This is a genomic window from Streptomyces sp. NPDC053367 (genome assembly GCF_044545925.1).
Classification (GTDB): Bacteria; Actinomycetota; Actinomycetes; order Streptomycetales; family Streptomycetaceae; genus Streptomyces.
In genome coordinates this window covers 73,946-95,934 of the sequence record NZ_JBITYN010000002.1, presented here as the reverse complement: position 1 = coordinate 95,934, position 21,989 = coordinate 73,946, and the positions used below count along the sequence as shown (strand labels likewise).

Below are 21,989 nucleotides of genomic sequence, written 5' to 3'. Positions count from 1 at the left end.
GCACTCGCCCCGCAACCGGTACCGGTATCGGCACCGGCACCGGCACCGGCACCGGCACCCGGGTGGTACCCGTATCGCATCCGAAGGAGGCACGTGATGGCGCGCGACCGCAGTCCCGCCGAACTCGTCGGCGCGGCACCGGAGTCCGCGTTCGAGATCAGCTTCGACGGCCGGCCCCTCGCGGCGCTCCCCGGCCAGTCCGTGGCCGCGGTGCTCTGGGCGGCGGGGGTGCTCGCCTGGCGCACCACGCGGGTGGGCGGCCGGCCGCGGGGCGCGTTCTGCGGCATCGGGCACTGCTACGACTGCCTGGTGACGGTCAACGGCCGCCCGAACCGCCGGGCCTGTCTGGTCCCGGCCCGCCCCGGTGACACCGTCACCACCCAGGAGGGACACGGTCATGCCGACCTCGCCGTCTGACCCGGTGTACGACCTGGCGGTGATCGGAGCGGGCCCAGCGGGTCTGGCGGGCGCGGTCACGGCGGCCCAACTCGGCCTGCGGGTAGCCCTGTTGGACGCGAGCGTGCAGACCGGCGGGCAGTACTACCGGCACCCCTCCCCCGGCCTCGGCGCCGCCCGCCCCGAGGCGCTCCACCACGGCTGGCGGGCCTACGCCGGCCTCCGGGACCGCCTCGCCGACAGCGCGGCGGACCATCTCCCCGCACACCAGGTGTGGACCGTGGCCCGTGAGCCGGACGCCTTCACCGTGCACGCGGTCGCCGACGACGACCGCCCGGTCACCGTCCGCGCCCGGACCGTGCTGCTCGCCACCGGGGCGTACGAGCGCCAACTCCCCTTTCCCGGCTGGACGCTGCCCGGCGTCGTCGGGGCGGGCGGGGCGCAGGCCCTGCTGAAGTCGGGGCTCGTGCTGCCCGGCCGCCGGGTCGTCGTCGCGGGCAGCGGCCCGCTGCTGCTCGCCGTCGCGGCGTCGCTCGCCTCGGCCGGGGCGCGGGTTCCGGCGCTGGTCGAGGCCTCCGGTTACCTGGGCTACGCCCGGCGGCCGTACGTCCTCGCAGCGGGCAAGCTGTCCGAGGCCGCGCCGCACGCCCTGGCCCTGCTCCGGCACCGGGTCCGGGTGCGCACCCGCAGCGCGGTCACCCGCGTGCACGGCACGGACCGGGTGGAGGCCGTCACGGTGTCGCGGCTGGACCGCGACTGGCGGCCCGTACGGGGGTCGGGCCGCCGTATCGACTGCGACGCCCTCGCGGTGGGGCACGGCCTGGTCCCGCAGGTCGACCTGGCCACGGCACTGGGCTGCGCGACCCGCCGCACCCCGGACGGCACCCACGCGCTGGCCGTCGACGGCGACCAGGAGACCTCGGTGCCCGGTCTGTGGGCCGCGGGCGAGACCGGCGGCGTGGGCGGGGTGCGCCTCGCCCTGCTGGAGGGCGAGCTCGCCGGAGCCGCTGCCGCCGCCCGGCTCGGGGGGCGGGCGCTTCCCGAGTCCCGGCTCCGGCGGCTGCGGCGCGAACGGGCCCGGCTGCGGGACTTCGCCGGCCTGATGGCCGCGGTGCACGCGCCGCGGCCCGGCTGGACGGGCTGGCTCGACGACGCGACGGACGTGTGCCGCTGCGAGGAGGTCACCGCCGGCCGCGTCCGCGAGGCCGTCGCCGGGCAGGGGGCCGGTGACGCCCGGACCGTCAAACTGCTCACCCGCGCGGGCATGGGCTGGTGCCAGGGCCGTATGTGCGGCACGGCGGTCGCCTGCCTCGCGGCCGGCTCGGGCCTGCCGGCCTCACCGGAACGCCGTCCGCTGGCGGCGCCCGTGCCGCTCGGCGCGCTGGCCTCGCTCGCCGAGCGGCCCGCGCAGGACGAACCGGGGCCGTGAACCGGACGCGCCCGCCCGGCCACCGCAAGCCGGCCCTCTCGCGGGCCGCCCGACCGCACCACCGCACTCTCACCTCCCTCCCACCACAGAAGGGTTCTCCCGATGAGCACCACCGGCTCCTGGAACGCCGAACGTCCCTGGCGCGGCATCATGGTCGCCACCGCGCTGCCGCTGCGCGAGGACCTCTCCGTCGACTACGACGCCTACGCCGAGCACGTGAGCCGGCTCGTGGCGAGCGGCTGCGACGGTGTCGTGCCCAACGGCTCGCTCGGCGAGTACCAGACCCTGACCGACCGGGAGCGCGCCCAGGTGGTCCGTACGGCCGTGGAGGCCGCGGGCGACGGGGCGCGGGTGATGCCGGGCGTCTCCGCGTACGGCAGCGCCGAGGCGCGGCGCTGGGCCGATCAGGCCGCCGAGGCGGGCTGCGGCAGCGTGCTGCTCCTGCCGCCGAACGCCTACCGGGCCGACGAGGGGGCGGTGACCGCCCACTACGCCGAGGTCGCGCGCGCCGGACTGCCCGTCGTCGCGTACAACAACCCCATCGACACCAAGGTCGACCTGACTCCGGAGCTGCTGGCCCGGCTGCACGCCGAGACGGGGATCGTGGCGGTGAAGGAGTTCTCCGGCGATGTGCGCCGGGCCTACCGGATCGCCGAACTCGCCCCGGAGCTGGACCTGTTGATCGGCGCGGACGACGTGCTGCTGGAACTGGCCGTGGCCGGCGCGGTCGGCTGGATCGCCGGCTACCCCAACGCCTTCCCGGAGGCGTGCGCCCAGCTCTACGACGCGGCCGTGGCCCGCGACCTGGACACCGCGCTGCCGCTGTACCGGTCCCTGCACCCGCTGCTGCGCTGGGACTCCCGCACCGAGTTCGTGCAGGCGATCAAGCTGTCCATGGATGTCGTCGGGGTCTTCGGCGGACCCAGCCGGCCGCCGCGGACGCCGCTGCCCGAGGCGTACGAGGCCGAGATCCGCGCGGCCACCGAGAAGGCCGTCGCCGACGGCCACCGCTGAGAAACCGATCCGGCCCACCGAAAGGGGCGTTCGTGCGCACGCGTCATGTCTTCCACGCCGTCGACTCGCACACCGAGGGCATGCCCACCCGGGTCGTCACCGGCGGTGTCGGGGTGGTGCCCGGTGCCACCATGGCCGAGCGGCGCCGCCACTTCGCCGAGCACCTGGACCATCTGCGCACCCTGCTGATGTACGAGCCGCGCGGGCACGCCGCGATGAGCGGGGCGATCCTGCAGCCGCCGACCCGGCCGGACGCCGACTACGGAGTGCTGTACATCGAGGTCTCCGGGCTGCTGCCGATGTGCGGGCACGGCACCATCGGGGTGGCGACCGTGCTGGTGGAGACCGGCATGGTGCAGGTCACCGAGCCCGTCACCACCGTACGGCTGGACACTCCGGCGGGACTGGTCAGCGTGGACGTGACCGTCGAGGACGGGGCCGCGAAGTCGGTCACGCTCACCAACGTGCCGTCCTTCTGCGTCGCGCTCGACCGCAAGGTGGAGGTGCCCGGGTACGGGCCGGTGCGCTACGACCTCGCGTACGGCGGGAACTTCTACGTGTTCGTCGAACTGGACGCGCTGGGGCTGCCGTTCGACCGGACCCGCAAGGAGGACCTGCTGGCCGCGGGGCTGGCGGTCATGGAGGCGGTGAACGCGTCGCCGGACCGGCCCGTGCATCCGGCGCAGCCGGAGATCGCCGGGGTCAAGCACGTGTATCTCGCGGCCCCCGGCTCCGACGCGCGGCACTCCCGGCACGCGATGGCCATCCACCCGGGCTGGTTCGACCGTTCGCCCTGCGGCACGGGGACGTCGGCGCGGATGGCGCAGTTGCACGCGCGCGGGGAGCTGCCGCTGCACCAGGACTTCGTCAACGAGTCGTTCATCGGCACCCGGTTCACCGGGCGTCTGGTGGAGGAGACGGAGGTGGGCGGGGTGCCGGCGGTGGTGCCGCGGATCACGGGGCGGGCCTGGATCACGGGGACGGCGCAGTACTTCCTCGACCCGGACGACCCGTTCCCCGCGGGGTTCCTGCTGTGAGGCCCCGGCCGGCCGCAACTGCCGCACAAGGGCCGCGAAAACAACGTGACATTGTACTCTGGTGATCCGCAGCGGCACGAAGGGAACACCATGGGGCACCTCCAACGCAACCTCGCCACCACCCGCGAGCGGCTGCGCGACCAGGTCGCCCACGCGCTGCGTGCCGCGCTGATCTCCGGTGAACTCAAGCCCGGGCAGGTCTACTCGGCGCCCGGGCTCGCGGAGGACTTCGGCATCTCCGCGACGCCCGTGCGCGAGGCCATGCTCGACCTCGCCCGCGAGGGGCTGGTCGAACCGGTGCGCAACAAGGGGTTCCGGGTCACCGAGGTCGACGAGCGCGACCTCGACCAGTACAGCGAGATCCGTATGCTCATCGAGGTCCCGACGGTCGGCCGGATCACCCGCAGTGCCTCCCGCGAGGAGCTCGAGGCGCTGCGGCCCGTCGCCGAGCAGATCGTCGCCGCGGCCCGCGCGCACGACCTGATCGGCTACCTGGAGGCCGACCGGCGGTTCCACCTCTCGCTTCTCGCGCTCGCCGGCAACGACCGGCTCGTCGAGACCGTCGGGGACCTGCGCAAGCGGTCCCGGCTGTACGGGCTCACCGCGCTGGACGAGAGCGACCGGCTGATCCCGTCGGCCGAGGAGCACATCGAGCTGCTCGACCTGATGGCGGCCGGGGACGCGGAGGGTGCCGAGCGCTGCATGAGCCGCCACCTCGGCCATGTGCGCTCGCTGTGGGCGGAGGGCGGGCAGAAGCCCCTCGCAGCGCAGCAGACCCGGGCGCGGAAGACCGCCGGGACGGCGGGGCGTGACCTGGGGGCCGTGTCCTGAGGAATCAGGGCTGAGGGCCGGGGGCCGGGCGCGCCGCGTGCCCTCCCGCTGGAGCCGTCCCCTCGCGTCGGTCCCGCCCGGACCGTCCGAGGGCCCGGGCAGCGCCACCCGACGCACCCCGGGGAGCGCCGGCGCGCAGTGACGATGATCACGAGGCGTCCCCGGCGGGATGCGCCGGGGCGCAGAGGTGGCGCGGCGGAGGCCCGCCGGAGGCGTTGTGCGCCCCCCGGGGGCCGCTTGTCACCGTCGCGGTCAGGGCACTAGTGTCACCACGCCTTGGTGAACGGGAAATCCGGTGCGAAACCGGTGCGGCCCTCGCCACTGTGATCGGGAAGTCCGGCTCCGGCCCTCACGGGCAGCCACTGGGTCCGTCCGCGGACCCGGGAAGGCGGAGTTCGGGCGGTGGTACCCGTCAGCCAGGAGACCGGCCAAGGCGTGTCAACCATCCACGAGGTGCTGGAGAGGGTCTGCCGGGCCATGCACATAGCCGAGGGTTTTCTTCCTCCGGCGCACGCGATCGCCTGGGGCGTCGCGTCCGCGCCCTTCGTCGTCCACGGAGTGCGCTCACTCACCCGTGAGGTCAGGGAGCACCCGGAGAGCACCCTGCTCCTCGGCGCCTCCGGAGCCTTCACGTTCGTGCTGTCCGCCCTCAAGCTGCCTTCGGTGACCGGGAGTTGCTCCCACCCCACCGGGACCGGGCTGGGCGCCATCCTGTTCCGGCCGCCGATCATGACCGTCCTGGGCACCATCACCCTGCTGTTCCAGGCCCTGTTGCTGGCGCACGGCGGCCTGACCACGCTCGGCGCCAACGCCTTCTCCATGGCGATCGCGGGCCCCTGGGTCGGATACGGCGTCTACCGGCTGCTGCGCCGCTACGACGTGCCGCTGATGGTCGCCGTGTTCTTCGGGGCGTTCCTGGCCGACCTGTCCACGTACTGCGTGACCAGCGTGCAGCTGGCGCTCGCCTTCCCCGACCCGGGCAGCGGGTTCCTGGGCGCGCTCGGCAAGTTCGGCTCCATCTTCGCCGTGACGCAGATCCCGCTCGCGGTCAGCGAGGGCCTGCTGACCGTGCTGGTGATGCGGTTGCTCGCCCAGTCCAGCAAGGGCGAACTGACCCGGCTCGGCGTGCTGGTGGACGACCGCGAGGACGAGGCGGTGGCCCGGTGAAGCGCGGCACGAAGATCAACCTGCTGCTGCTCGCGCTCGTCGCCGCCCTCGCGGTGCTGCCGCTCGCCCTGGGCCTCGGCGACCACAAGGAGCAGCCGTTCACCGGCTCCGACGGCGAGGCGGAGACGGCCGTCACCGAACTCGACCCCGGCTACGAGCCCTGGTTCTCGCCGCTGTACGAGCCGCCGTCCGGGGAGATCGAGTCGGCGCTGTTCTCCCTCCAGGCGGCCCTCGGCGCGGGGGTCCTCGCGTACTATTTCGGGCTGCGCCGCGGCCGCAGACAGGGCGAGGAGCGTGCGCGGGCGCGGGCGCGGCTGGAGGACCCGAAGGATCGGTCCGAGGGGGAATCCGGCGAGGACACCCCCGCCGCGGACAGCCGCTCGGGCGCCGGGCAGGGCTGAGCACGCGTGCTGCCCATCGACGTGGCGGCGCACAGCAGCCGCTGGCGCCACCGCCACCCCGTGGACAAGGCCGTGCTCGGTCTGGGCCTGACCGTGCTGGCGATCTCCCTGCCGCCGTGGCCCGGCGCGGCCCTGGTGCTGGTCACGGCCCTCGTCGTGCTGCTGGGGCCGGCGGGTGTGCCCGGCCTCAGGCTGTGGCGTGCGTACCGGGTGCCGCTCGGCTTCTGCGCGAGCGGCGCGGTGACGCTGCTGGTGCAGGTCGGCGGGCCGGACGGCTGGATCACGCTCGCCGACGGGGGCGCCGTACGGGCCGGGGAGCTGATGCTGCGGACCTCGGCGGCCTCGCTCGGTGTGCTGCTGTTCGCTTTCACCACGCCCATGTCGGATCTGCTGCCGCGCCTGGTGCGGGCCGGCGTGCCGGCGCCCGTCGTGGACGTGGCGATGGTGACGTACCGGATGAGCTTCCTGCTCCTGGACTCCGTACGGCGGATCCGTGAGGCGCAGGCGGCGCGGCTCGGGCACACCACCCGGGCCGCCACCTGGCGTTCGCTGGCCGGGCTCGGCGCGACCGCGTTCGTGCGCTCCTTCGACCGGGCGGCCCGGCTGCAGTCGGGGCTCGCCGGGCGCGGCTACGACGGCACCCTGCGGGTGCTGGTGCCCGAGGCCCGTGTCTCCGTCCCCTTCACGGCCGGCGCCGTCGCGCTGCTGACCGCCGTCACCGTCCTCACCTTCGTCCTGGAAAGGGTCCTGCCGTGAGCGAGGCCGTACGCGACGCCCTGAGCGGGGCCGTCGGCGAGCCCCCCGTCGTCGCCCTGCACGGCGTGTCCTTCGCCTACGAGGACGGCCCCGATGTGCTCGACGGCCTGGACTTCGCGGTGCGCGAGGGCCGGGCGCTGGCGCTGCTGGGCCGCAACGGCACCGGAAAGACGACCCTGATGCGGCTGCTGAGCGGCGGACTGCGGCCGCGTGCGGGGCGGCTCACGGTCGAGGGCGAGCCGGTGTCGTACAGCCGTGACGGGCTGACCCGGCTGCGCACGACGGTCCAGCTGGTGGTGCAGGACCCCGACGACCAGCTCTTCGCCGCGTCCGTCGCGCAGGACGTGTCCTTCGGGCCGCTGAACCTCGGGCTGCCCGACGCCGAGGTGCGGGCGCGGGTGACGGAGGCGCTGGCCGCGCTGGACATCACCGCGCTGGCCGACCGGCCCACGCACCTGCTGTCGTACGGGCAGCGCAAGCGCACCGCGATCGCGGGCGCGGTGGCGATGCGGCCGCGGGTGCTGATCCTCGACGAGCCGACCGCGGGGCTCGACCCGGACGGCCAGGAGCGGCTGCTGAAGACGCTCGACGGGCTGCGCGCGGGCGGCACCACGGTGGTGATGGCCACCCATGACGTGGACCTCGCGCTGCGCTGGGCCGACGACGCGGCGCTGCTCACCCCGGCCGGGGTCCGCACCGGCCCCGTCGCCGCGACGCTGGCCCGCGCCGACCTCCTCGCCCAGGCCGGTCTGCGGCTGCCGTGGGGCATCGCCGCGGCCGGACTGCTGCGCGCCCAGGGCCTGCTGGACGAGACGCAGCCGGGGCCGCGGACCCCGGAGGAACTGGCCGCGCTCACGCCCCGGCCGGCGACGGGCGGCTGAGCCGCCGGAGCAGGGTGTACGGCCTGGTGCAACGGCTGACATCTCGGCCTGATCTTGAGTGAACCTCCGTTCCGCGGATCCCGTCTGGCTGTACGACATCGGCCCCCGCGGCCGGCGACTCCCCCGGCGCGCACCGCAGTTGCGGCGCCGGGCCGGGGCCGTCCGGCGGGTGGCCGCGAAGACACGGAGAACGGAGAAGACCCTCCATGCGTCTGTCCACCCCCCACAGAGCGACGGCCCGGCGGATCGCCGCGACCGCGGCCGCGACCGGTGCGGCCCTCGCTCTGACCGCCGCGTCCGTCGGCACCTCGCACGCCGCCGGCACCTCGGCGGACGACGGCCGTCCGACCGCCCAGATCATCGGCGGCGTCGCCCAGCCGGACGGCAGGCACCCGTTCATGGCCGCGCTGCTGCAGAAGGGCACGGGCAGCCCCTACGACCGCCAGTTCTGCGGCGGCAGCCTGCTCTCGCCGGACCTCGTCATGACGGCCGCGCACTGCGTGCTGGGCACCCAGCCCAAGGAGATCGAGACGGTCGTCGGCCGGACCGTGCTGTCCAAGAAGAACCAGGGCCATCTGCGCCAGGTGACCGACATCGTCGTCCACCCGCGCTACGCCCGGGGCCAGGAGGCGTACGACGTCGCCTTCCTGTTCCTCGACAAGCCCGTCCGGGGCATCGCGCCCGTCCACCTGCCCACCGAGGGCACGGACGCGCTGATCCGGCCCGGCGCCCAGGCCACGGTCATCGGCTGGGGCAACACCAACACCGAGGTGACCAGGTACGCCGACCGGCTGCGCGCGGTGAACGTGCCGATCGTGTCGCACATCGAGTGCAAGGCCACCTACGCGGAGTACGACAAGAAGGTCAACGTCTGCGCGGGTGTCGAGGGCAAGGACTCCTGCCAGGGAGACAGCGGCGGCCCGCTGTTCCGCAAGCTGGCGGGCCGTCAGGGCGTCTACCAGATAGGCGTGGTGTCCTACGGCGACGGCTGCGCCGAGCAGGGCGCCCCGGGCGTGTACACGTACACCGGCTCCCACGAGCTGTGGAGGACGATGGACGAGTCGGCCAAGGGCAAGCGCGTGAAGCGGCTGCTCGGCCGCTGAGCCCCGGCACCGGGCGGGGCGCTGCCGCCCCGCCCGGTGTTCAGATGCCGAACGGCGCCGCGTACCGCACGGTGCCGGCGGGCAGGGGGTGGCCAGGGTCGAGGGCGAGGGCCATCAGGGCCTCGTCGGGGACGTCGATGGTCACCCCGATGCCGTGCGCGGAGGCCCGGGTGAAGCCGAACCTGGGGTAGTACGAGGGGTGGCCGAGGACGACGACGTACTTCTCGCCCCGGTCCGCGGCCGCCCGCAGCGCCGCACGGACGGCCGCCGCGCCCGCGCCGGTCCCCTGGTGCTCGGGCAGCACGGCCACCGGGCCCAGGCACAGGGCCGGTACGTCGCCGATGTGGCAGCGGGTCAGCAGGGCATGGCCGGCCGGCGTGCCGTCGGGCCGCGCGGCCACGACGGACAGTCCGTCGATCCATGCCTCGTCGGCCCGCAGCGCGTCGACGAGGTCGGCCTCCAGCGGGGTGTCGAAGGCGGCGAGCTCGATCGCGCGGACGGCGGGGATGTCGGCGCGGGTCTCGGCGCGCGTGGTCCAGTCATTGCTCATGGCAGCTGAGGTTACGGCGCGGGGCGGCCGGGGCTCACCCGTTTTCTCCGTCGTCGTGGCCGCTCGCGCCCCTCGGCCGGAGGGGCGCGTGTCCGAGACCTCAGCGGGTGGCGCGTACCGCGTCGCGGATGAGGCCGGCGACCTCCTTGGGCCGGGAGACGGCCACCGCGTGGGAGGCGTCCTCCAGTTCGACGACGGTCGCCCCGGCGCGCTCGGCGCCGAAGCGCTGCACCTCGGGGTTGATGGCCCGGTCGGCTCCGGCGACCAGCGCCCAGGACGGCTTGGTCCGCCAGGCGGCCGCGGCGGCGGTCTCCTCGAACGCGGCGGCGGCGAGGGGGCGCTGGGCGGTGGCGAGGACCTCGGTGACGTGCGCGGGAACGTCGGCGGCGAAGACCGAGGGGAAGGCGTCCCGGTCGATGGTGACCTCGACGGCCGGCTCCGCGCCGGGCACCGGGTACGTCCACTGCTTGAGGTTGTCCACCAGCGGGGAGAGCGGGAAGCGGCCCTGGAGCTCCCCGAGGCTCTCGCCCTCCTCCAGGACGTACGCGGCGACGTACACCAGGCCGACGACGTTCTCGGTGGTGCCGGCGACGGTGATGAGGGCACCCCCGTAGGAATGGCCGACGAGCACGACGGGGCCGTCGATCTGGGCGGCCACGGAGGCGATGTAGGCGGCGTCGGCGGCGAGGCCGCGCAGCGGGTTGGGCGGGGCGATCACGGGGACGCCGTGCGACTGGAGCTCGGCGATGACGCCGGACCAGCTGCCGGCGTCGGCGAAGGCGCCGTGCACGAGGAGGACGGTGGGCGTGGTGGGCTGGGTCATGGCGGGTCTCCCGTGGTCTCAGGCGCCGTGCAGGGCGGTGCGCAGTGTGTGGGCGGCCAGGGTGATGGCGGCCTCGGCGGCGTGGGTCTCGCGCAGGGCGTTGAGCATCACGAAGTCGTGGATGATGCCCTGGAAGCGCACGGCGGTGACGGCGACGCCGGCCTGGCGGAGCTTGCCCGCGTAGGCCTCGCCCTCGTCGCGCAGGACGTCGGCCTCGGCGGTGATGACGAGGGCCGGGGGCAGCCCGGTGAGCTGCTCGGTCGTTGCGCGCAGCGGCGAGGCGGTGATCTGGGCGCGGTCGGCCTCGTCGGTCGTGTACTGGTCCCAGAACCACTGCATGCCGTCGCGGCGCAGGAAGTAGCCGGTGGCGAACTGGTGGTAGGAGCCGGTGTCGAAGGAGGCGTCGGTGACCGGGTAGAACAGCACCTGGTGGCGCAGCGGGACGCCGCCGCGCTGCTTGGCGAGCAGGGTCAGGGCGGCGGCCATGTTGCCGCCGACGGAGTCACCGGCGACGGCGAGCCGCGCGCCGTCCAGGCCGCCGGCCGGGTCCTGGTCGGCGATCCAGCGGGCGACGGTGAAGTTCTGCTCGACGGCGACGGGGTAGCGGGCCTCGGGCGAGAGGTCGTACTCGGGGAAGACGACGGCTGCCTCGGCTCCCACGGCGAGTTCGCGCACGAGCCGGTCGTGGGTGTGGGCGTTGCCGAAGACCCAGCCGGCGCCGTGGATGTAGAGGATGACCGGCAGCGGGCCCCTCGCGCCGGCGGGCCGGACGATCCGGGCGCGGACACTTCCGGTGGGGCCGCCCGGGACGGTGATCCACTCCTCGTCGACCGCAGGCTCGGCGATGGCGCCGGACTGCACCTCGTCGACGGCCTTGCGGCCCTCCGCGGGCGGCAGGTCGAACAGGTAGGGCGGATTGGCGGTGGCCTCCGCGAACGCGGCTGCGGCGGGTTCCAGAACCGGTTCGACCGGTCGGACGGCATCGGACATGGACAGCTCCAGGTGTTTCCGTGGTGTCTCGCCGATCACGCTATTTCCGTCGGCCGGGCAGGAGTTGCCCCGCAGCGCACGGGCACCTGTCCGGCAGTGCACTGCCGGAGAAACCGCAGGCTGAAGGGGGATTCCCTGGCCCTGGCCGACCGGTGGTCATACGCCCTGCGGTCCGGCCGCCGTATCCCGCCACTCGCGCGGGGACATCCCGTACGCGGTGCGGAAGACCCGGCTGAAGTGGGTGGCGCTCAGAAAGCCCCAGCGGCCGGCGACCGCGGCGATCGTGCGGTTGCCGTGGCCGCGCAGCACCAGTTCGCGACGGCACTCCTCCAGCCTGCGGCGCTGGACCCAGCGGCCGACGCTCGTGCCCTGTTCCTGGAACAGCTTGTGCAGATAGCGCACCGAGATGTGATGGGCCCGGGCGATGACCTCCGGGGTCAGCTCCGGTTCTCCCAGGTGCAGTTCGACGTACTCCAGGATCTTGGCGACCAGGGGCGAGCGGGGCCGGTCCGGCCGCGCGCCCTCCTCCAGGCGTTCCGCGGCGAGGGTGGCCAGCACGTTCACGGCGTTGCGGGCGAGCATCTCGTCCACCGGGCTGCGGGCGACCGCGACGGCGTGGGCGAGGTCGGACAGCAGAGGGGACAGCAGGGCGCCGAGCCGGGACGTCCGCGACACGGGCGCTGCCGTCAGCCTCGGCACGTCCGCGTCCGCGAGCCCCAGCAGGGCGCAGGGCACCAGGAACACCTTGGCGCGGGCGCCCGCCGGGAAGTCCGTGAGGGGCGGGCGCCGTGCGTCGTAGAAGCAGACGTCTCCGGGTGCGAGGGCGGTCTCGGCGGGCTGCCCGGTCGTCGCGGCGGGGTCACCGGTGGTGCCGCGCAGGCCCACGAACAGGTACTCGCCGGCGTCGCGGACGAGCAGCCGGCGGCGTGATCCCGTCGTGCCCTTCCGGGACTCCGCGGGCAGGGCGGCCGGCGCCGGGCCGGTGAGGACGAGGCCGACGCCCAGGGGCAGACGCCTGACCGGCATCCGGCGGTGGCCGGGCTCGGCCTCGATCGTGCAGGGGGTGGACGTCATCATCCGTCGTCGCCTCCGGGCCGTGCGTGGGTCGGTACCCGCTGGACCGTAGGCCGGTGTCTGTGCAAAAAGAGTGACACGGCAGTGACAGCGCCCCGGAAGCCCTTACTCCGCTCCGGCCGCGAACGCGCGCACCAGCTCGTGCAGGGTGTACCGGCCCGGGGTGCGCTCGGTCAGCAGATGGGTGTCCGCCAGCTCGCCGAGGGCGCGCCGGGCCCGGCGCTGCGGCAGACCGGCCAGGGCGGCGGCCTCGTGCGCCGCGATGCCGGCGCCGGGGTGCCGGGGCAGCAGGCGGAGCAGGCCGGCGGCCTCCGGGGTCAGGCCGCGGCACGCGGCGAGGAGGGCCTCCCGGACGGCGCCGGTCCCGGCGAGGGGGTCGGCGCGCAGTGCGGCGGCCAGTGCCTCCAGCGGGGCGTCCGGCCGGCCGGAGGCGGCGAGCGCGGTCAGTGCCAGCGGGAGGCGTCCGCACCGGGCGACGATCTCCTCGGCCGCGCGGGGCTCGGCGGCCGTCCGCGCGGGGCCGAGCCGCTCGGCCAGCAGCGCCAAGGCGTCCTCGGCGTCCGGGGGTTCCAGCCGCAGGGGGCGGGCACCGGAGGCGACCAGACCGGGCAGGGCCCGCCGACTGGTGACCAGGGCGACCGAGCCGGGCGCCGGCGGCAGCAGCGGACGCACCTGCTCGGAGTCGGCGGCGTCGTCGAGCACCACCAGCACCCGCAGCCCCTCCACCAGGGTCCGGTACAGCCCCGTCCGCGCCTCGGCCCCCTCGGGGACACGGTCAGGCGGCATCCCCAGCGAGGCGAGCAGCCCGGCCAGGACGTCGGCGGGCGCGGCCGGCACGCGCCCGGTGGACGCGCCGAGGTCCGCGTGGAGCAGGCCGCCGGGGAACCGCGCGGACGCGGTGTCCGCCCAGTGCGCGGCGAGCGTGCTCTTGCCGACACCGGGCATTCCGGTGAGCAGGACCGTGACGGGCGCGGCGGTGGCCTCCGTGAGCGCGGCCAGTGCGGCGAGTTCGGGCGCGCGTCCTACGAACGCGGTGCGGGGAGAGGGCAGTTGTGCGGTGGGAAGGGCCCGGTGCCGGCCTGGAGTGTCCGGTCGTACGGCCGGGTGGCCCGGGGCGGCGCGGCGACGTGGGGCTGCCGGGTGGCCTGGGGCTGCGGAGTGCCTTGGGGCGGCCGGGTGCGTCGTCTCGTGGAGGACCGCCGCGTGGGCGGCGGCCAGTTCGGGGCCGGGGGGCACGGACAGGTCGCGGGCGAGGGCGAGGCGGATCGTCTCGTACGCCGTGAGGGCCTCGGCGCGGCGGCCGCAGGCGGTGAGCGCGTGGACGAGACGGGCGTGCAGGGGCTCGTCGAGGGGTTCGAGGGCGGTGGCGCGGCGCAGGGCGGGCAGGACGTCCTCGGCCCGGCCGCAGCGCAGGGCCGCGTCGGCCGCCATCCGGACGGTACGGACGAACTCGCCCTCCAGGGCGGTGAATTCGACGTGCGCCCGGACGCCCTCGGGTATGCCCATGGCGACGGGACCGCGCCATTGGGCGAGCGCGGCGGTGAAGCCGCGTACCGCCTCCTCGGAGCGGCCAGTGGCGGCGGCGCGGGCGCCCCGGCGGGCGAGGTCACGGAAGCGCAGCAGGTCCACCTCGTCCCGGTCGGCCTCCAGAAGATAGCCGCCGTTGCGCGGCAGCAGGCGCCGTCCGGGGGCGCGTGGCGGCAGTCCCGGCTCCAGGAGCCGCCGCAGTTCACCGGCGTACCGGCGGACGGCGTTGCGGGCGCTGACGGGGGCCTGGGCCGGCCACAGGACGTCGATGACGTGGTGCGTGGGTACGGGACGGCCGGAGTGCAGCAGGAGAAGGGCCAGCAGGGCGCGTCGCTGCGGGAAGCCGAGGCCGAGCTCGCGGTCGCCGGTGTGTACGCGCAGCGGGCCGAGCACCTCGAACCGCAGGGCGCCGGGGATAGGCTGCTTCATCGCTGCCCGGCGCGGTGGTCGTGCGGCACCTCGGCGGACCTGCCGGCCAGGCGGGCTGCGGCCTGTTCGGCGTCGGGGTGGCCGAGCCGGGTGAGCAGGGCGAGGGCCTGTTCCCAACAGGTGCGGGCGCCGTCGGGGTCGCCGGTGGCGAGGTGGGTGTCGCCGAGGCGCAGCAGGGTGACGCCTTCGAGGTACGGCACGCCCAGTTCACGCAGGAGGGCGAGGCAGTTGCGGTAGCCGAGCAGGGCGTGCGGATGCCGGCCGAGGTGGTGGTAGGCGTAGGCGATGCTGTCCCAGGTGGCGGCCTGGCCGTAGCGGTCGCCGAGTTCCTGGAGCTTGGTGAGGGCTTCGAAGCAGTGCCTCAGGGCGTCGCGGTACTCGCCGCGCAGCGCGTGGTACCAGCCCACCGAGTTCAGCACGCCGGCCTCGGCGGCGTGGGCGCCGGCGGAGCGGAACAGGGCGAGGGCGAGCCGGTTGTGGCGCAGGGCGCCGTCGAGGTCGCCGTCCTGTTCGGCCTCCCAGCCCAGGCTGCGGTGGGTGTCGGCCCGCCCGACGTCGTCGCCGAGGGAGGTGAACAGCTCCAGGGCGCGCGCAAGACGGGGCCGGGCCCGTTCGTGCAGTCCCAGTCGGCCCTCCGCGCGGGCCAGGCCGCGCAGGCCGCGGGCCTCCATGGCGGGCTCGGCCAGGCGCAGGGCGGCGTCGAGGGCGGTGCGCTGGGCCGCCGCCCCGTCGTGCCAGTGGCCCCGCCGGTCGAAGAACGGCTCCAGCGCCCAGGCCAGCAGACAGGCGACCCGGTCGTCCCCGGACGCGGCGGCCGTGTCGAGGACGGCGAGCAGAACTGCGTACTCGGCGGTCAGCCAGGCCAGCGCGCGGGTGTCGTCGGCGAGCGGCTCGGGGACCGCCCCCTCGGGCGCCGGCGGGAGGGGCGTCTGCTCGGCGTACGGGGCGAGCAGCAGGCCGGCGGCGTGGGCGCTGCGCAGGTAGTGGTGGCGCAGCCTGCTCGTGGCCTCGCGGCGTTCGGTGTCGGTGTGCCGCTCGTGGAGGAGTTCGGTGGCGTGGGCGCGGAGCAGGTCGTGGAAGGCGTAGCGGCCGGGGACGGGTTCGCTCAGCAGGTGCACCCCCGCCAGTTCGGCGAGCAGGGGCCGGACGCGGCGCGGCGGCAGCGCGGACAGGGCGGCCGCGGCCGGTGCGGTGAGGTCGGGGCCGGGGTGCAGGGCGAGCAGGCGGAAGAGGCGCGCCGCCTCGGGCGTCACGGCCCGGCTGGACCAGGAGAACACCGTGCCGACGTCGAGGGTGGCGTCCGGCCGGGCGAAGGCGTCCAGGCTGCCGTCCGCTTCGCGCAGTTCGGCGGCGATCGCCCCGAGCGGGAAGGCCGGGTGCAGGGCGGCGCGCGCGGCGACGCAGGCCAGCGCGAGGGGCAGGCCCGCGCACCGCCCGACGATCTCGTCCGCGGCCGCCCGCTCGGCCTCGACCCGCTCGGCCCCGAGCCTGCGCACCAGGAACTCGCGTCCCTCGCCGGCGCCGAAGGGGCGCAGCGTGATCGCCCGGGCGCCGTGCCCCGCGATCAGCGCCGACAGGGCGTCGCGGCTGGTGACGAGCGTGAGGCAGCCGGGCACACCCGGCAGCAACGGCCGTACGTGGTCGGTGTCGCGGGCGTTGTCCAGCAGGATCAGCACCCGTCGGCCCGCGAGCAGGCCGCGGTACAGGGCCGTCTGCGCGTCCAGCCCGTGCGGGACACGGTCGGGCGGCACACCGAGGGCGTGCAGGAAGCCGCGGACCGCCTCGCCGGGTTCCAGCACCGCGCCCGAGGGGTCGAAGCCGCGCAGATCGACGTAGAGCCTGCCGTCGGGGAAGCGGTCCGCGAGCAGGTGCGCGCAGTGCACGGCGAGGGTGGTCTTGCCGACACCTGCCATGCCGCCCACGGCTCCGATGACGACCGTTCCTGCGGGGGTGTCCGTGTCGGTGAGCAGGGCTCGTACGTCCGCGAGTTCGGCGGCGCGGCCGGTGAAGGCGGGCAGGGCGTGGGGCAGTTGGGAGGGCACCACGGTGGGCAGGGCGGGCGCCTCTGGGTTGGGGGTGGGGAGGGTGGGGGCCGCGGGTTGTGGAGTGGCGGGGGCCCGGGGTTGCCGGGTGGCCGGTGCGGGCGGACCGTCGGACGCGTCAGGTCCTGACGGGTTGGGCGCGGCGGTGACTCGCGGTCCCTGCGCGCCGGCGGGCCGCGGGTCGGCGGAAGGGCGCCTGCTGGACACCCCGTTGGGTCGCGGGTCCGGTGAGACGGAGCCCTGGCCGCCGGACGGGGCAGGGGTGCGGGAGGTCGGGAGGTACGGGGTCGGGAGGTCCGAGGTCGGGAAGTACGGGGTCGGGAGGTCCGAAGTCGGGAGGTCCGAGGTCGGGAAGTACGGGGTCGGGAGGTCCGAGGTCGGGAGGTCCGAGGTCGGGAGGTACGAGGTCGGGAGGTACGGGGTCGGGATGCCGGGGAGGTGCGGAGCCGCCGTGTCGGACGCCCGGGGACGCGGCGCGTCCGGCCCGGCCGGGCCCGTCGCAGCAGGGGCGTCAGGGTCCGGCGCGGCGGAAGCGCCGGGGGGTGCCGTGCCGGGCGGCCCGCCCGGGAGGTGCACGCCTGGCCCGCCCGTCGCCCTCTCGCCTTTCGCCGCCTCCCAGGCGGCACGCAGTTCCGCCCCCGGGTCGATGCCCAGGTCGTCGGCGAGGCGTGCGCGGGCGCAGGCGTAGGCGGTGAGGGCCTCGGCGCGGCGGCCGGTGGCGGTGAGGAGGAGGATCAGCCGGGACAGGACGGGTTCGTCGAGGGGGTGGTCGGCGGCGGCGCGGCGCAGGCCGGGCAGTACGGGGTCGGGGGTGCCGGTGCGCAGGGCGGTGTCGGCGGCGTCGCGGGCCGCGGAGAGACGTTCCGCCTCCAGGGCGGTGAACGCCGGGTGCGCGCGGGCGCCCGGGCCGAGGCCGGCGGCGACGCGGCCCTGCCACAACTCCAGAGCGGCCACGAGGAGTTCGACAGCCGTACGAGGTTCCGCCCGGCGGGCCTCCTCGTACATCTCGCGGAAGCGCAGCAGGTCGGACGTGGCGCTGTCGGCCCGCAGCCGGTATCCCCCGGCCGCGCGCAGCAGCCATGCGCCCGTGGCGCGCGGGGCGAGCTCCGGCTCCAGCAGGCGGCGCAGGGAGCCGACATGACGGCGGATCACGTTCAGGGCGCTGCGCGGGGGCTGTGGCCCCCACAGCACGTCCACGATCTCGCTCAGGGCGACGGGCTGTCCAGCCCGGGCGAGCAGCAGGGCGAGCAGGGCGCGTTCCTGCGGTCCGCCCGGGTCCAGTTCGGTGTCCCCGCGCCAGACCCGTACGGGACCGAGTACCGCGAACCGTACGCGTTCCACCGGCACCCCCTCCCCCTTCCGGTGTCCCCCACCGGTCCCGACTCTACGTCACCGAGGGTGTTACCCCGAGTCACTATCCGCAGGTCGGACGAGGGGTGGGGGTTGCACCGGAGGGAGGGGCGGTGGTGTCAGCCGAGTTCCTTCTCCAGCCAGGCGAGCACGTCCGGGGTCACGGGGTCGGTGATGTCGGCGAACTCGGTGTGCTTCTTGAGGAACTTGGCGACGTAGGGGCAGACCGGCACGATACGCAGGCCCTGCGCGCGGACGTCCGTGAGGGCCTCCTCGACCAGCTTTCCGGCGAGCCCCTGTCCGGCGAAGGCGTCGTCGACCTCGGTGTGGAAGAAGACGCGCTGCGTGCCGCGGTCACGGTAGGCGGTGAGGCCGGCGCGGGTGGCGCCGACGTGGATCTCGTAGCGGTGGCGGTCGTCGGCGCGACGGACGGTGGGGGTGGTTCCGGTCTCGCTCATGGGGCGGGTCCTCTCTGGTCGGGTCAGGCGCGCGGCGGGTTGCGGCGCGGGGTGAGGGTGGCGTGGGGCAGGGCGGGGGCGGGGAGGCGGTCGTGCTCGAAGCCGGGGTCCACGTCGAGGGTGAGCGTGGTGTGCGGGGCGAGGACGATCTCGGCGCCGAGAAGGGGGGGGTGAAGGTCGGCACGGGTGACGTGGAGCCGGCGAGGGAGCCGAGGAAGACACGGATCTCGGCGCCTTCGATGTGCACCGGTTCGGGGGCGTAGTGCCGAAAGTCCCGGCGAGTGTGGCGGTGTTTCTCGGGCAGGGCGACCCAGAGCTGGACGCCGTGCAGGACGGTGGTGTCCGGGGTGGAGACCTCGGAGTGGGCGATGCCGTGGCCGCCGGTCATGCGGTTCAGCTCGCCGGGGCGCACACGGGCGTGGCTGCCGAGGCTGTCGCGGTGCTCGATCTCGCCGCTGAACAGCCACCGGTGCGGCGCGACCACCATGCCGCCGGTGTCGGCGACGGGGTCGGGGCCGATGGGGGTCCCCCCGCGCGAGCGAAGCCGGGCGTGCGGGAGGTCGGCGAAGCACCAGGCGCCGACCAGGATGCGGGACCGCTGGGGCAGGGTGCGCCGTACGGTCATGGCCCGGGGGCCGCCGAGGGGCACGTCGCGCGGGGTGCGCACCTCCACGCGGGGCCCGTCCGCCGCCGGCTCCGTCGCACGGCGCACCGCTACGGGGGCGGTTTCGACGTCGCCCATCGGAAGACCTCCACACCCATGATAGTTTATGCTTCAACAATAGTGGAACGGGTAGCGTAGCGCAGCCCGAACCGCCGACGGCCCCCGAAGGAGCCGAGATTGAACAGCACCCCCGACGCCGAGCGGATCTTCGTGGACAAGCAGAGCCCGAAGGCCTACCACGCGCTGGTGCAGACCGCCGAGGCCGTGCGCTCGGTCGCCGCCGAGGCCGGACTCGACCGGCGGCTGGTGGAGCTGGTCAACCTCCGCGTGTCGCAGCTCAACGGCTGCGCCTACTGTCTGCACACCCACACCCGGGCCGCCCTGCGCGCCGGTGAGACGCCCCAGCGCCTGGGTGTGCTCGCGGGCTGGCGCGACGCGGACCTGTACACCCCGGCCGAGCGGGCCGCGCTCGCCCTGGCCGAGGCGACGACCGCGCCGGCCGACCTCTCCGCGCGGGACACCGCCTACGCCGCCGCCCGCGAGGCGCTCACCGAGGACCAGATCTCCGCCGTGATCTGGGTGGCGATCACCATCAACGCCTTCAACCGGGTCTCGATCCTCAGCGGCCACCCCGTACGCCCCGAACACTGACCCACCCTCGCACGCCTGCCGCACTCCCGGCCCGCCCGGTGCGCTCCCGGGCAGCAACTGTGCACCCTAGATCAACTTCCGCCGCGGACCGGCCCCGGCCCTCTAGGATTCCTGTCGATCATGCACGGAGGCAGGGGCGCACATGACCGGTGGACGGGACGTCTTCGGAACGCTGCTGCGGGAGTTGCGCGTGGCCGCGTCCCTGACCATCGAGGCGCTCGCGGAGCGCTCCGGCGTCAGCGTGCGCGGCATCGGCGACCTGGAGCGCGGGCGGCGGGCCGCCCCCCAGCGGCGTACGGTGGCCGCGCTCGCGGACGGCCTGGCCCTCTCCGAGGCGGACCGCGAACGGCTGCTCGCCGCCGCCCGGGCCGGGCGCTCTCCCGGCTACAGCCCGGCGGGCGTACGGGCGTTCCCGCGCGGGATCGCCGACTTCACCGGCCGCGAGGCGGAGTTGGCGCACCTGGAGCGACTCGCGGACGACGAGCCGGCCGCGCCGGTGGTGGTGGCGGTGTCCGGGGCGCCGGGGACCGGCAAGACCACGTTCGCCCTGCATGCCGCCCGGCGGCTCGCCGACCGGTTCCCGGACGGGCAGTTCGTCCTCGAACTGCGCGGCACCCAGGACGGCCCGCCCGAACCGGCGGAACTCGTGCTCGGCGTCCTCAAGGCTCTCCAGGTCTCCGACAAGGACCTCGCGCACGCCGGCCCGCAGGGCCATCCGGCGCTCTACCGGCGGCTGTTGGCGGAGCGGCGGTGTCTGCTGGTGCTGGACGACGCCCGCGACGAGCGGCAGGTGCGTCCGCTGCTGCCCGGCGCCGGGACGGCCCTGGTGGTGGTCACCAGCCGGCGCATGCTCACCGGTCTGGAGAGCGTGCGCCGCCTGCCGCTCGGGGAGTTGACGGGCAGCGAGGCCGCCGCCTTCCTCACCGGTCTCGTCGGTGCCGAGCGCGCCGCGGCCGACCCGGCCGCCCTCGAGGACGTCGCCCGGCGCTGCGGGCACCTGCCGCTCGCCCTGCGCATCGCGGGCAACTGGCTCGCCACCCGCACCGGCTGGACCGTACGCCGGCTCGCGGACCGGCTCGCGCGGGAGGAGCGGCGGCTGGACGCGCTGTCCGCCGGGGACATGCGGGTGACGGCCGCCTTCGACCTGTCGTACCGGCAGCTGACGCCGTCGGCGGCCCGGCTGTTCCGGCGTCTGGCGCTGATACCGGGGCCCGACACGGCCGCTCCGGCCGCCGCCGAGCTGACCGGGCAGGAGCCGTTCGACGCCGAGGACACGCTGGAGGAACTGGTCGAGGCGGGGCTGCTGGGCACGGACGGGGAGCGCTACCGGCTGCACGACCTGCTGCGGCTGTTCGCCCGGGACCGGCTGGCCGCCGACGAGAAAGCCGCGGACGTGGAGGCGGCGCGGGCCGCGCTGTACCGCATGCTGCTGGAGACCGCGGTGGTCGCGGGCCGCTGGTTCGAACCAGATCACGGAGCACCGCCCGCCTCCTGGTGCGGCACCGTCGACCTGTCGGACGCGGGCCGGGCCCGGCGGTGGTTGCAGGCCGAAGGCCCCAACTGGCTGGCCGCGCTGCGCGCCGCGGCGGTGGCCGGGGAGCACGCCTCGGTGGTACGGCTGGCCGAGGCCCTGCACTGGTTCTCCGACCAGTGGATCTTCTGGGGGCACTGGCCGGAGGTCTTCGGCTCCGCCGCGCGCGCCGCCCGGGCGCTGGGCGACCCGGTCCTGGAGGCCACGCAGCTCAACTACCACGCCTGGGCGGTGCTGCTGTGCGAGGGCCGCCCCCGCGACAGCCTCGCCCTGTCCGCCGAGGCGCTGCGGGCGGCGCGGCTCGCGCACGACACGGCCCAGCAGGCCTGGGCCCACTACTACCAGGCCTGGGCGCACCGGCTGCTGGAGGCGTACGGCCGGGCCGCCGAGCACAACAGGCTGGCCGCCGGCCTGTTCAGGTCGTCCGGCGATCTGCACGGGTTCGTCCAGTCCGAGTACGCGCGCGCCGTCAACCTCAGCGACCAGGGCGATCACGAGGCCGCCGTGGACGGCTTCCTCGGCGGGCTCGCCCTGCTCGACGAACTGGGCGACCGGATCGCCCCGCACGTGGCCGACTTCACCCGGCGCGGGCTGCACGCGGGGCTCGGCAAGGCCCTGGGGAAGCTGGGGCGTTGGGACGAGGCCGTCGGGCGACTGCGGACCGCCGTCGGGATCTCCCGCGACAGCGGCAACACGGCCATGGAGAGCATCCACCTCGTCCAGCTCGGCGACGCCCTGCTGTCCGCCGGGGAGCCGGCCGCGGCCCGGGAGGCCTTCGCCCGCTGTGCCGGACTCGGCCCGGACGCCGAGCCGCAGCGGGTCGCCACGGCCCGGGCGCGCCTGGCCGGCCTGGACGCCGCCCCTTAGGGGAGTCTCAGCGCCCCC

19 protein-coding genes, 1 pseudogene and 1 riboswitch are annotated in these 21,989 nt (G+C 75.3%); of the genes and pseudogenes, 12 read left to right on the top strand and 8 right to left on the bottom strand.

The genetic code is table 11. The features are described 5' to 3' along the window. Window positions 1-96 precede the first annotated feature (96 nt). The 10 genes from ACIGXJ_RS06895 (at window position 97) to ACIGXJ_RS06850 (ending at window position 9,015) form a co-directional block, all read left to right on the top strand. A complete protein-coding gene (locus tag ACIGXJ_RS06895) occupies window positions 97-417 on the top strand; it encodes a (2Fe-2S)-binding protein (RefSeq protein ID WP_399642239.1) in 321 nt (106 codons plus the stop codon). Beyond that, window positions 398-1,825 (top strand): FAD-dependent oxidoreductase, encoded by a 1,428-nt coding sequence (locus tag ACIGXJ_RS06890; protein WP_399642238.1) that lies wholly within the window; start codon window positions 398-400, stop codon window positions 1,823-1,825. Before ACIGXJ_RS06895 ends, ACIGXJ_RS06890 begins: the two co-directional genes overlap by 20 nt. Window positions 1,826-1,927: 102 nt before the next feature. Continuing rightward, window positions 1,928-2,839 carry a dihydrodipicolinate synthase family protein gene (locus tag ACIGXJ_RS06885; protein WP_399642237.1) on the top strand — a complete coding sequence of 304 codons (912 nt, stop codon included), beginning with the start codon at window positions 1,928-1,930 and terminating at the stop codon, window positions 2,837-2,839. Window positions 2,840-2,871: 32 nt separating this feature from the next. Then, window positions 2,872-3,876, top strand: coding sequence for a proline racemase family protein (locus ACIGXJ_RS06880; RefSeq protein ID WP_399642236.1), 1,005 nt, complete (start codon window positions 2,872-2,874; stop codon window positions 3,874-3,876). A 90-nt stretch (window positions 3,877-3,966) separates the two neighbouring features. Further along, on the top strand, window positions 3,967-4,707 hold the full coding sequence (locus ACIGXJ_RS06875) for a GntR family transcriptional regulator (protein ID WP_399642235.1): 741 nt from the start codon (window positions 3,967-3,969) through the stop codon (window positions 4,705-4,707). A 260-nt stretch (window positions 4,708-4,967) separates the two neighbouring features. Next, window positions 4,968-5,155, top strand: a riboswitch (cobalamin riboswitch). Between the two features lie 29 nt (window positions 5,156-5,184). Then, window positions 5,185-5,874, top strand: coding sequence for an energy-coupling factor ABC transporter permease (locus ACIGXJ_RS06870; RefSeq protein WP_399642779.1), 690 nt, complete (start codon window positions 5,185-5,187; stop codon window positions 5,872-5,874). Beyond that, entirely contained in the window at window positions 5,871-6,275 is a 405-nt protein-coding gene (locus ACIGXJ_RS06865; RefSeq protein WP_399642234.1) for an energy-coupling factor ABC transporter substrate-binding protein, read from the top strand. Before ACIGXJ_RS06870 ends, ACIGXJ_RS06865 begins: the two co-directional genes overlap by 4 nt. Before the next feature lie 6 nt (window positions 6,276-6,281). Continuing rightward, window positions 6,282-7,031, top strand: a complete 750-nt coding sequence (gene cbiQ / locus ACIGXJ_RS06860; protein ID WP_399642233.1) for a cobalt ECF transporter T component CbiQ — start codon at window positions 6,282-6,284, stop codon at window positions 7,029-7,031. Further along, complete coding sequence (locus tag ACIGXJ_RS06855) at window positions 7,028-7,912, top strand: energy-coupling factor ABC transporter ATP-binding protein (protein WP_399642232.1); 885 nt, start codon at window positions 7,028-7,030, stop codon at window positions 7,910-7,912. Before cbiQ ends, ACIGXJ_RS06855 begins: the two co-directional genes overlap by 4 nt. Before the next feature lie 206 nt (window positions 7,913-8,118). Next, window positions 8,119-9,015: a S1 family peptidase gene (locus ACIGXJ_RS06850; protein WP_399642231.1), complete on the top strand. Its 897-nt coding sequence runs from the start codon at window positions 8,119-8,121 to the stop codon at window positions 9,013-9,015. 40 nt (window positions 9,016-9,055) lie between these two features. On the opposite strand, the gene ACIGXJ_RS06845 is transcribed toward ACIGXJ_RS06850, so the two are convergent. From ACIGXJ_RS06845 to ACIGXJ_RS06810, 8 genes and pseudogenes are all read right to left on the bottom strand, one after another. Continuing rightward, window positions 9,056-9,565: a GNAT family N-acetyltransferase gene (locus ACIGXJ_RS06845; protein WP_399642230.1), complete on the bottom strand. Its 510-nt coding sequence runs from the start codon at window positions 9,563-9,565 to the stop codon at window positions 9,056-9,058. 100 nt (window positions 9,566-9,665) lie between these two features. Beyond that, window positions 9,666-10,388: an alpha/beta fold hydrolase gene (locus tag ACIGXJ_RS06840; protein ID WP_399642229.1), complete on the bottom strand. Its 723-nt coding sequence runs from the start codon at window positions 10,386-10,388 to the stop codon at window positions 9,666-9,668. Between the two features lie 18 nt (window positions 10,389-10,406). Beyond that, entirely contained in the window at window positions 10,407-11,378 is a 972-nt protein-coding gene (locus ACIGXJ_RS06835) for an alpha/beta hydrolase (protein WP_399642228.1), read from the bottom strand. 156 nt (window positions 11,379-11,534) lie between these two features. Further along, complete coding sequence (locus ACIGXJ_RS06830; protein ID WP_399642227.1) at window positions 11,535-12,455, bottom strand: helix-turn-helix domain-containing protein; 921 nt, start codon at window positions 12,453-12,455, stop codon at window positions 11,535-11,537. 102 nt (window positions 12,456-12,557) lie between these two features. After that, the gene (locus tag ACIGXJ_RS06825) at window positions 12,558-14,408 is read right to left on the bottom strand and encodes a BTAD domain-containing putative transcriptional regulator (RefSeq protein WP_399642226.1); all 1,851 of its coding nucleotides are present in this window, start codon (window positions 14,406-14,408) and stop codon (window positions 12,558-12,560) included. Next, window positions 14,405-17,791, bottom strand: a complete 3,387-nt coding sequence (locus ACIGXJ_RS06820) for a BTAD domain-containing putative transcriptional regulator (protein WP_399642225.1) — start codon at window positions 17,789-17,791, stop codon at window positions 14,405-14,407. Before ACIGXJ_RS06820 ends, ACIGXJ_RS06825 begins: the two co-directional genes overlap by 4 nt. 128 nt (window positions 17,792-17,919) lie before the next feature. Further along, window positions 17,920-18,258 (bottom strand): GNAT family N-acetyltransferase, encoded by a 339-nt coding sequence (locus ACIGXJ_RS06815; RefSeq protein WP_399642224.1) that lies wholly within the window; start codon window positions 18,256-18,258, stop codon window positions 17,920-17,922. Between the two features lie 83 nt (window positions 18,259-18,341). Continuing rightward, window positions 18,342-19,000: pseudogene (locus ACIGXJ_RS06810) on the bottom strand (pirin family protein); the annotation flags it as partial. A gap of 99 nt (window positions 19,001-19,099) precedes the next feature. Between ACIGXJ_RS06810 and ACIGXJ_RS06805 the strand changes: the two are divergent. Next, complete coding sequence (locus tag ACIGXJ_RS06805; protein ID WP_399642223.1) at window positions 19,100-19,573, top strand: carboxymuconolactone decarboxylase family protein; 474 nt, start codon at window positions 19,100-19,102, stop codon at window positions 19,571-19,573. Between the two features lie 142 nt (window positions 19,574-19,715). Continuing rightward, window positions 19,716-21,971, top strand: coding sequence for an ATP-binding protein (locus ACIGXJ_RS06800; protein ID WP_399642222.1), 2,256 nt, complete (start codon window positions 19,716-19,718; stop codon window positions 21,969-21,971). Window positions 21,972-21,989: the final 18 nt, after the last annotated feature.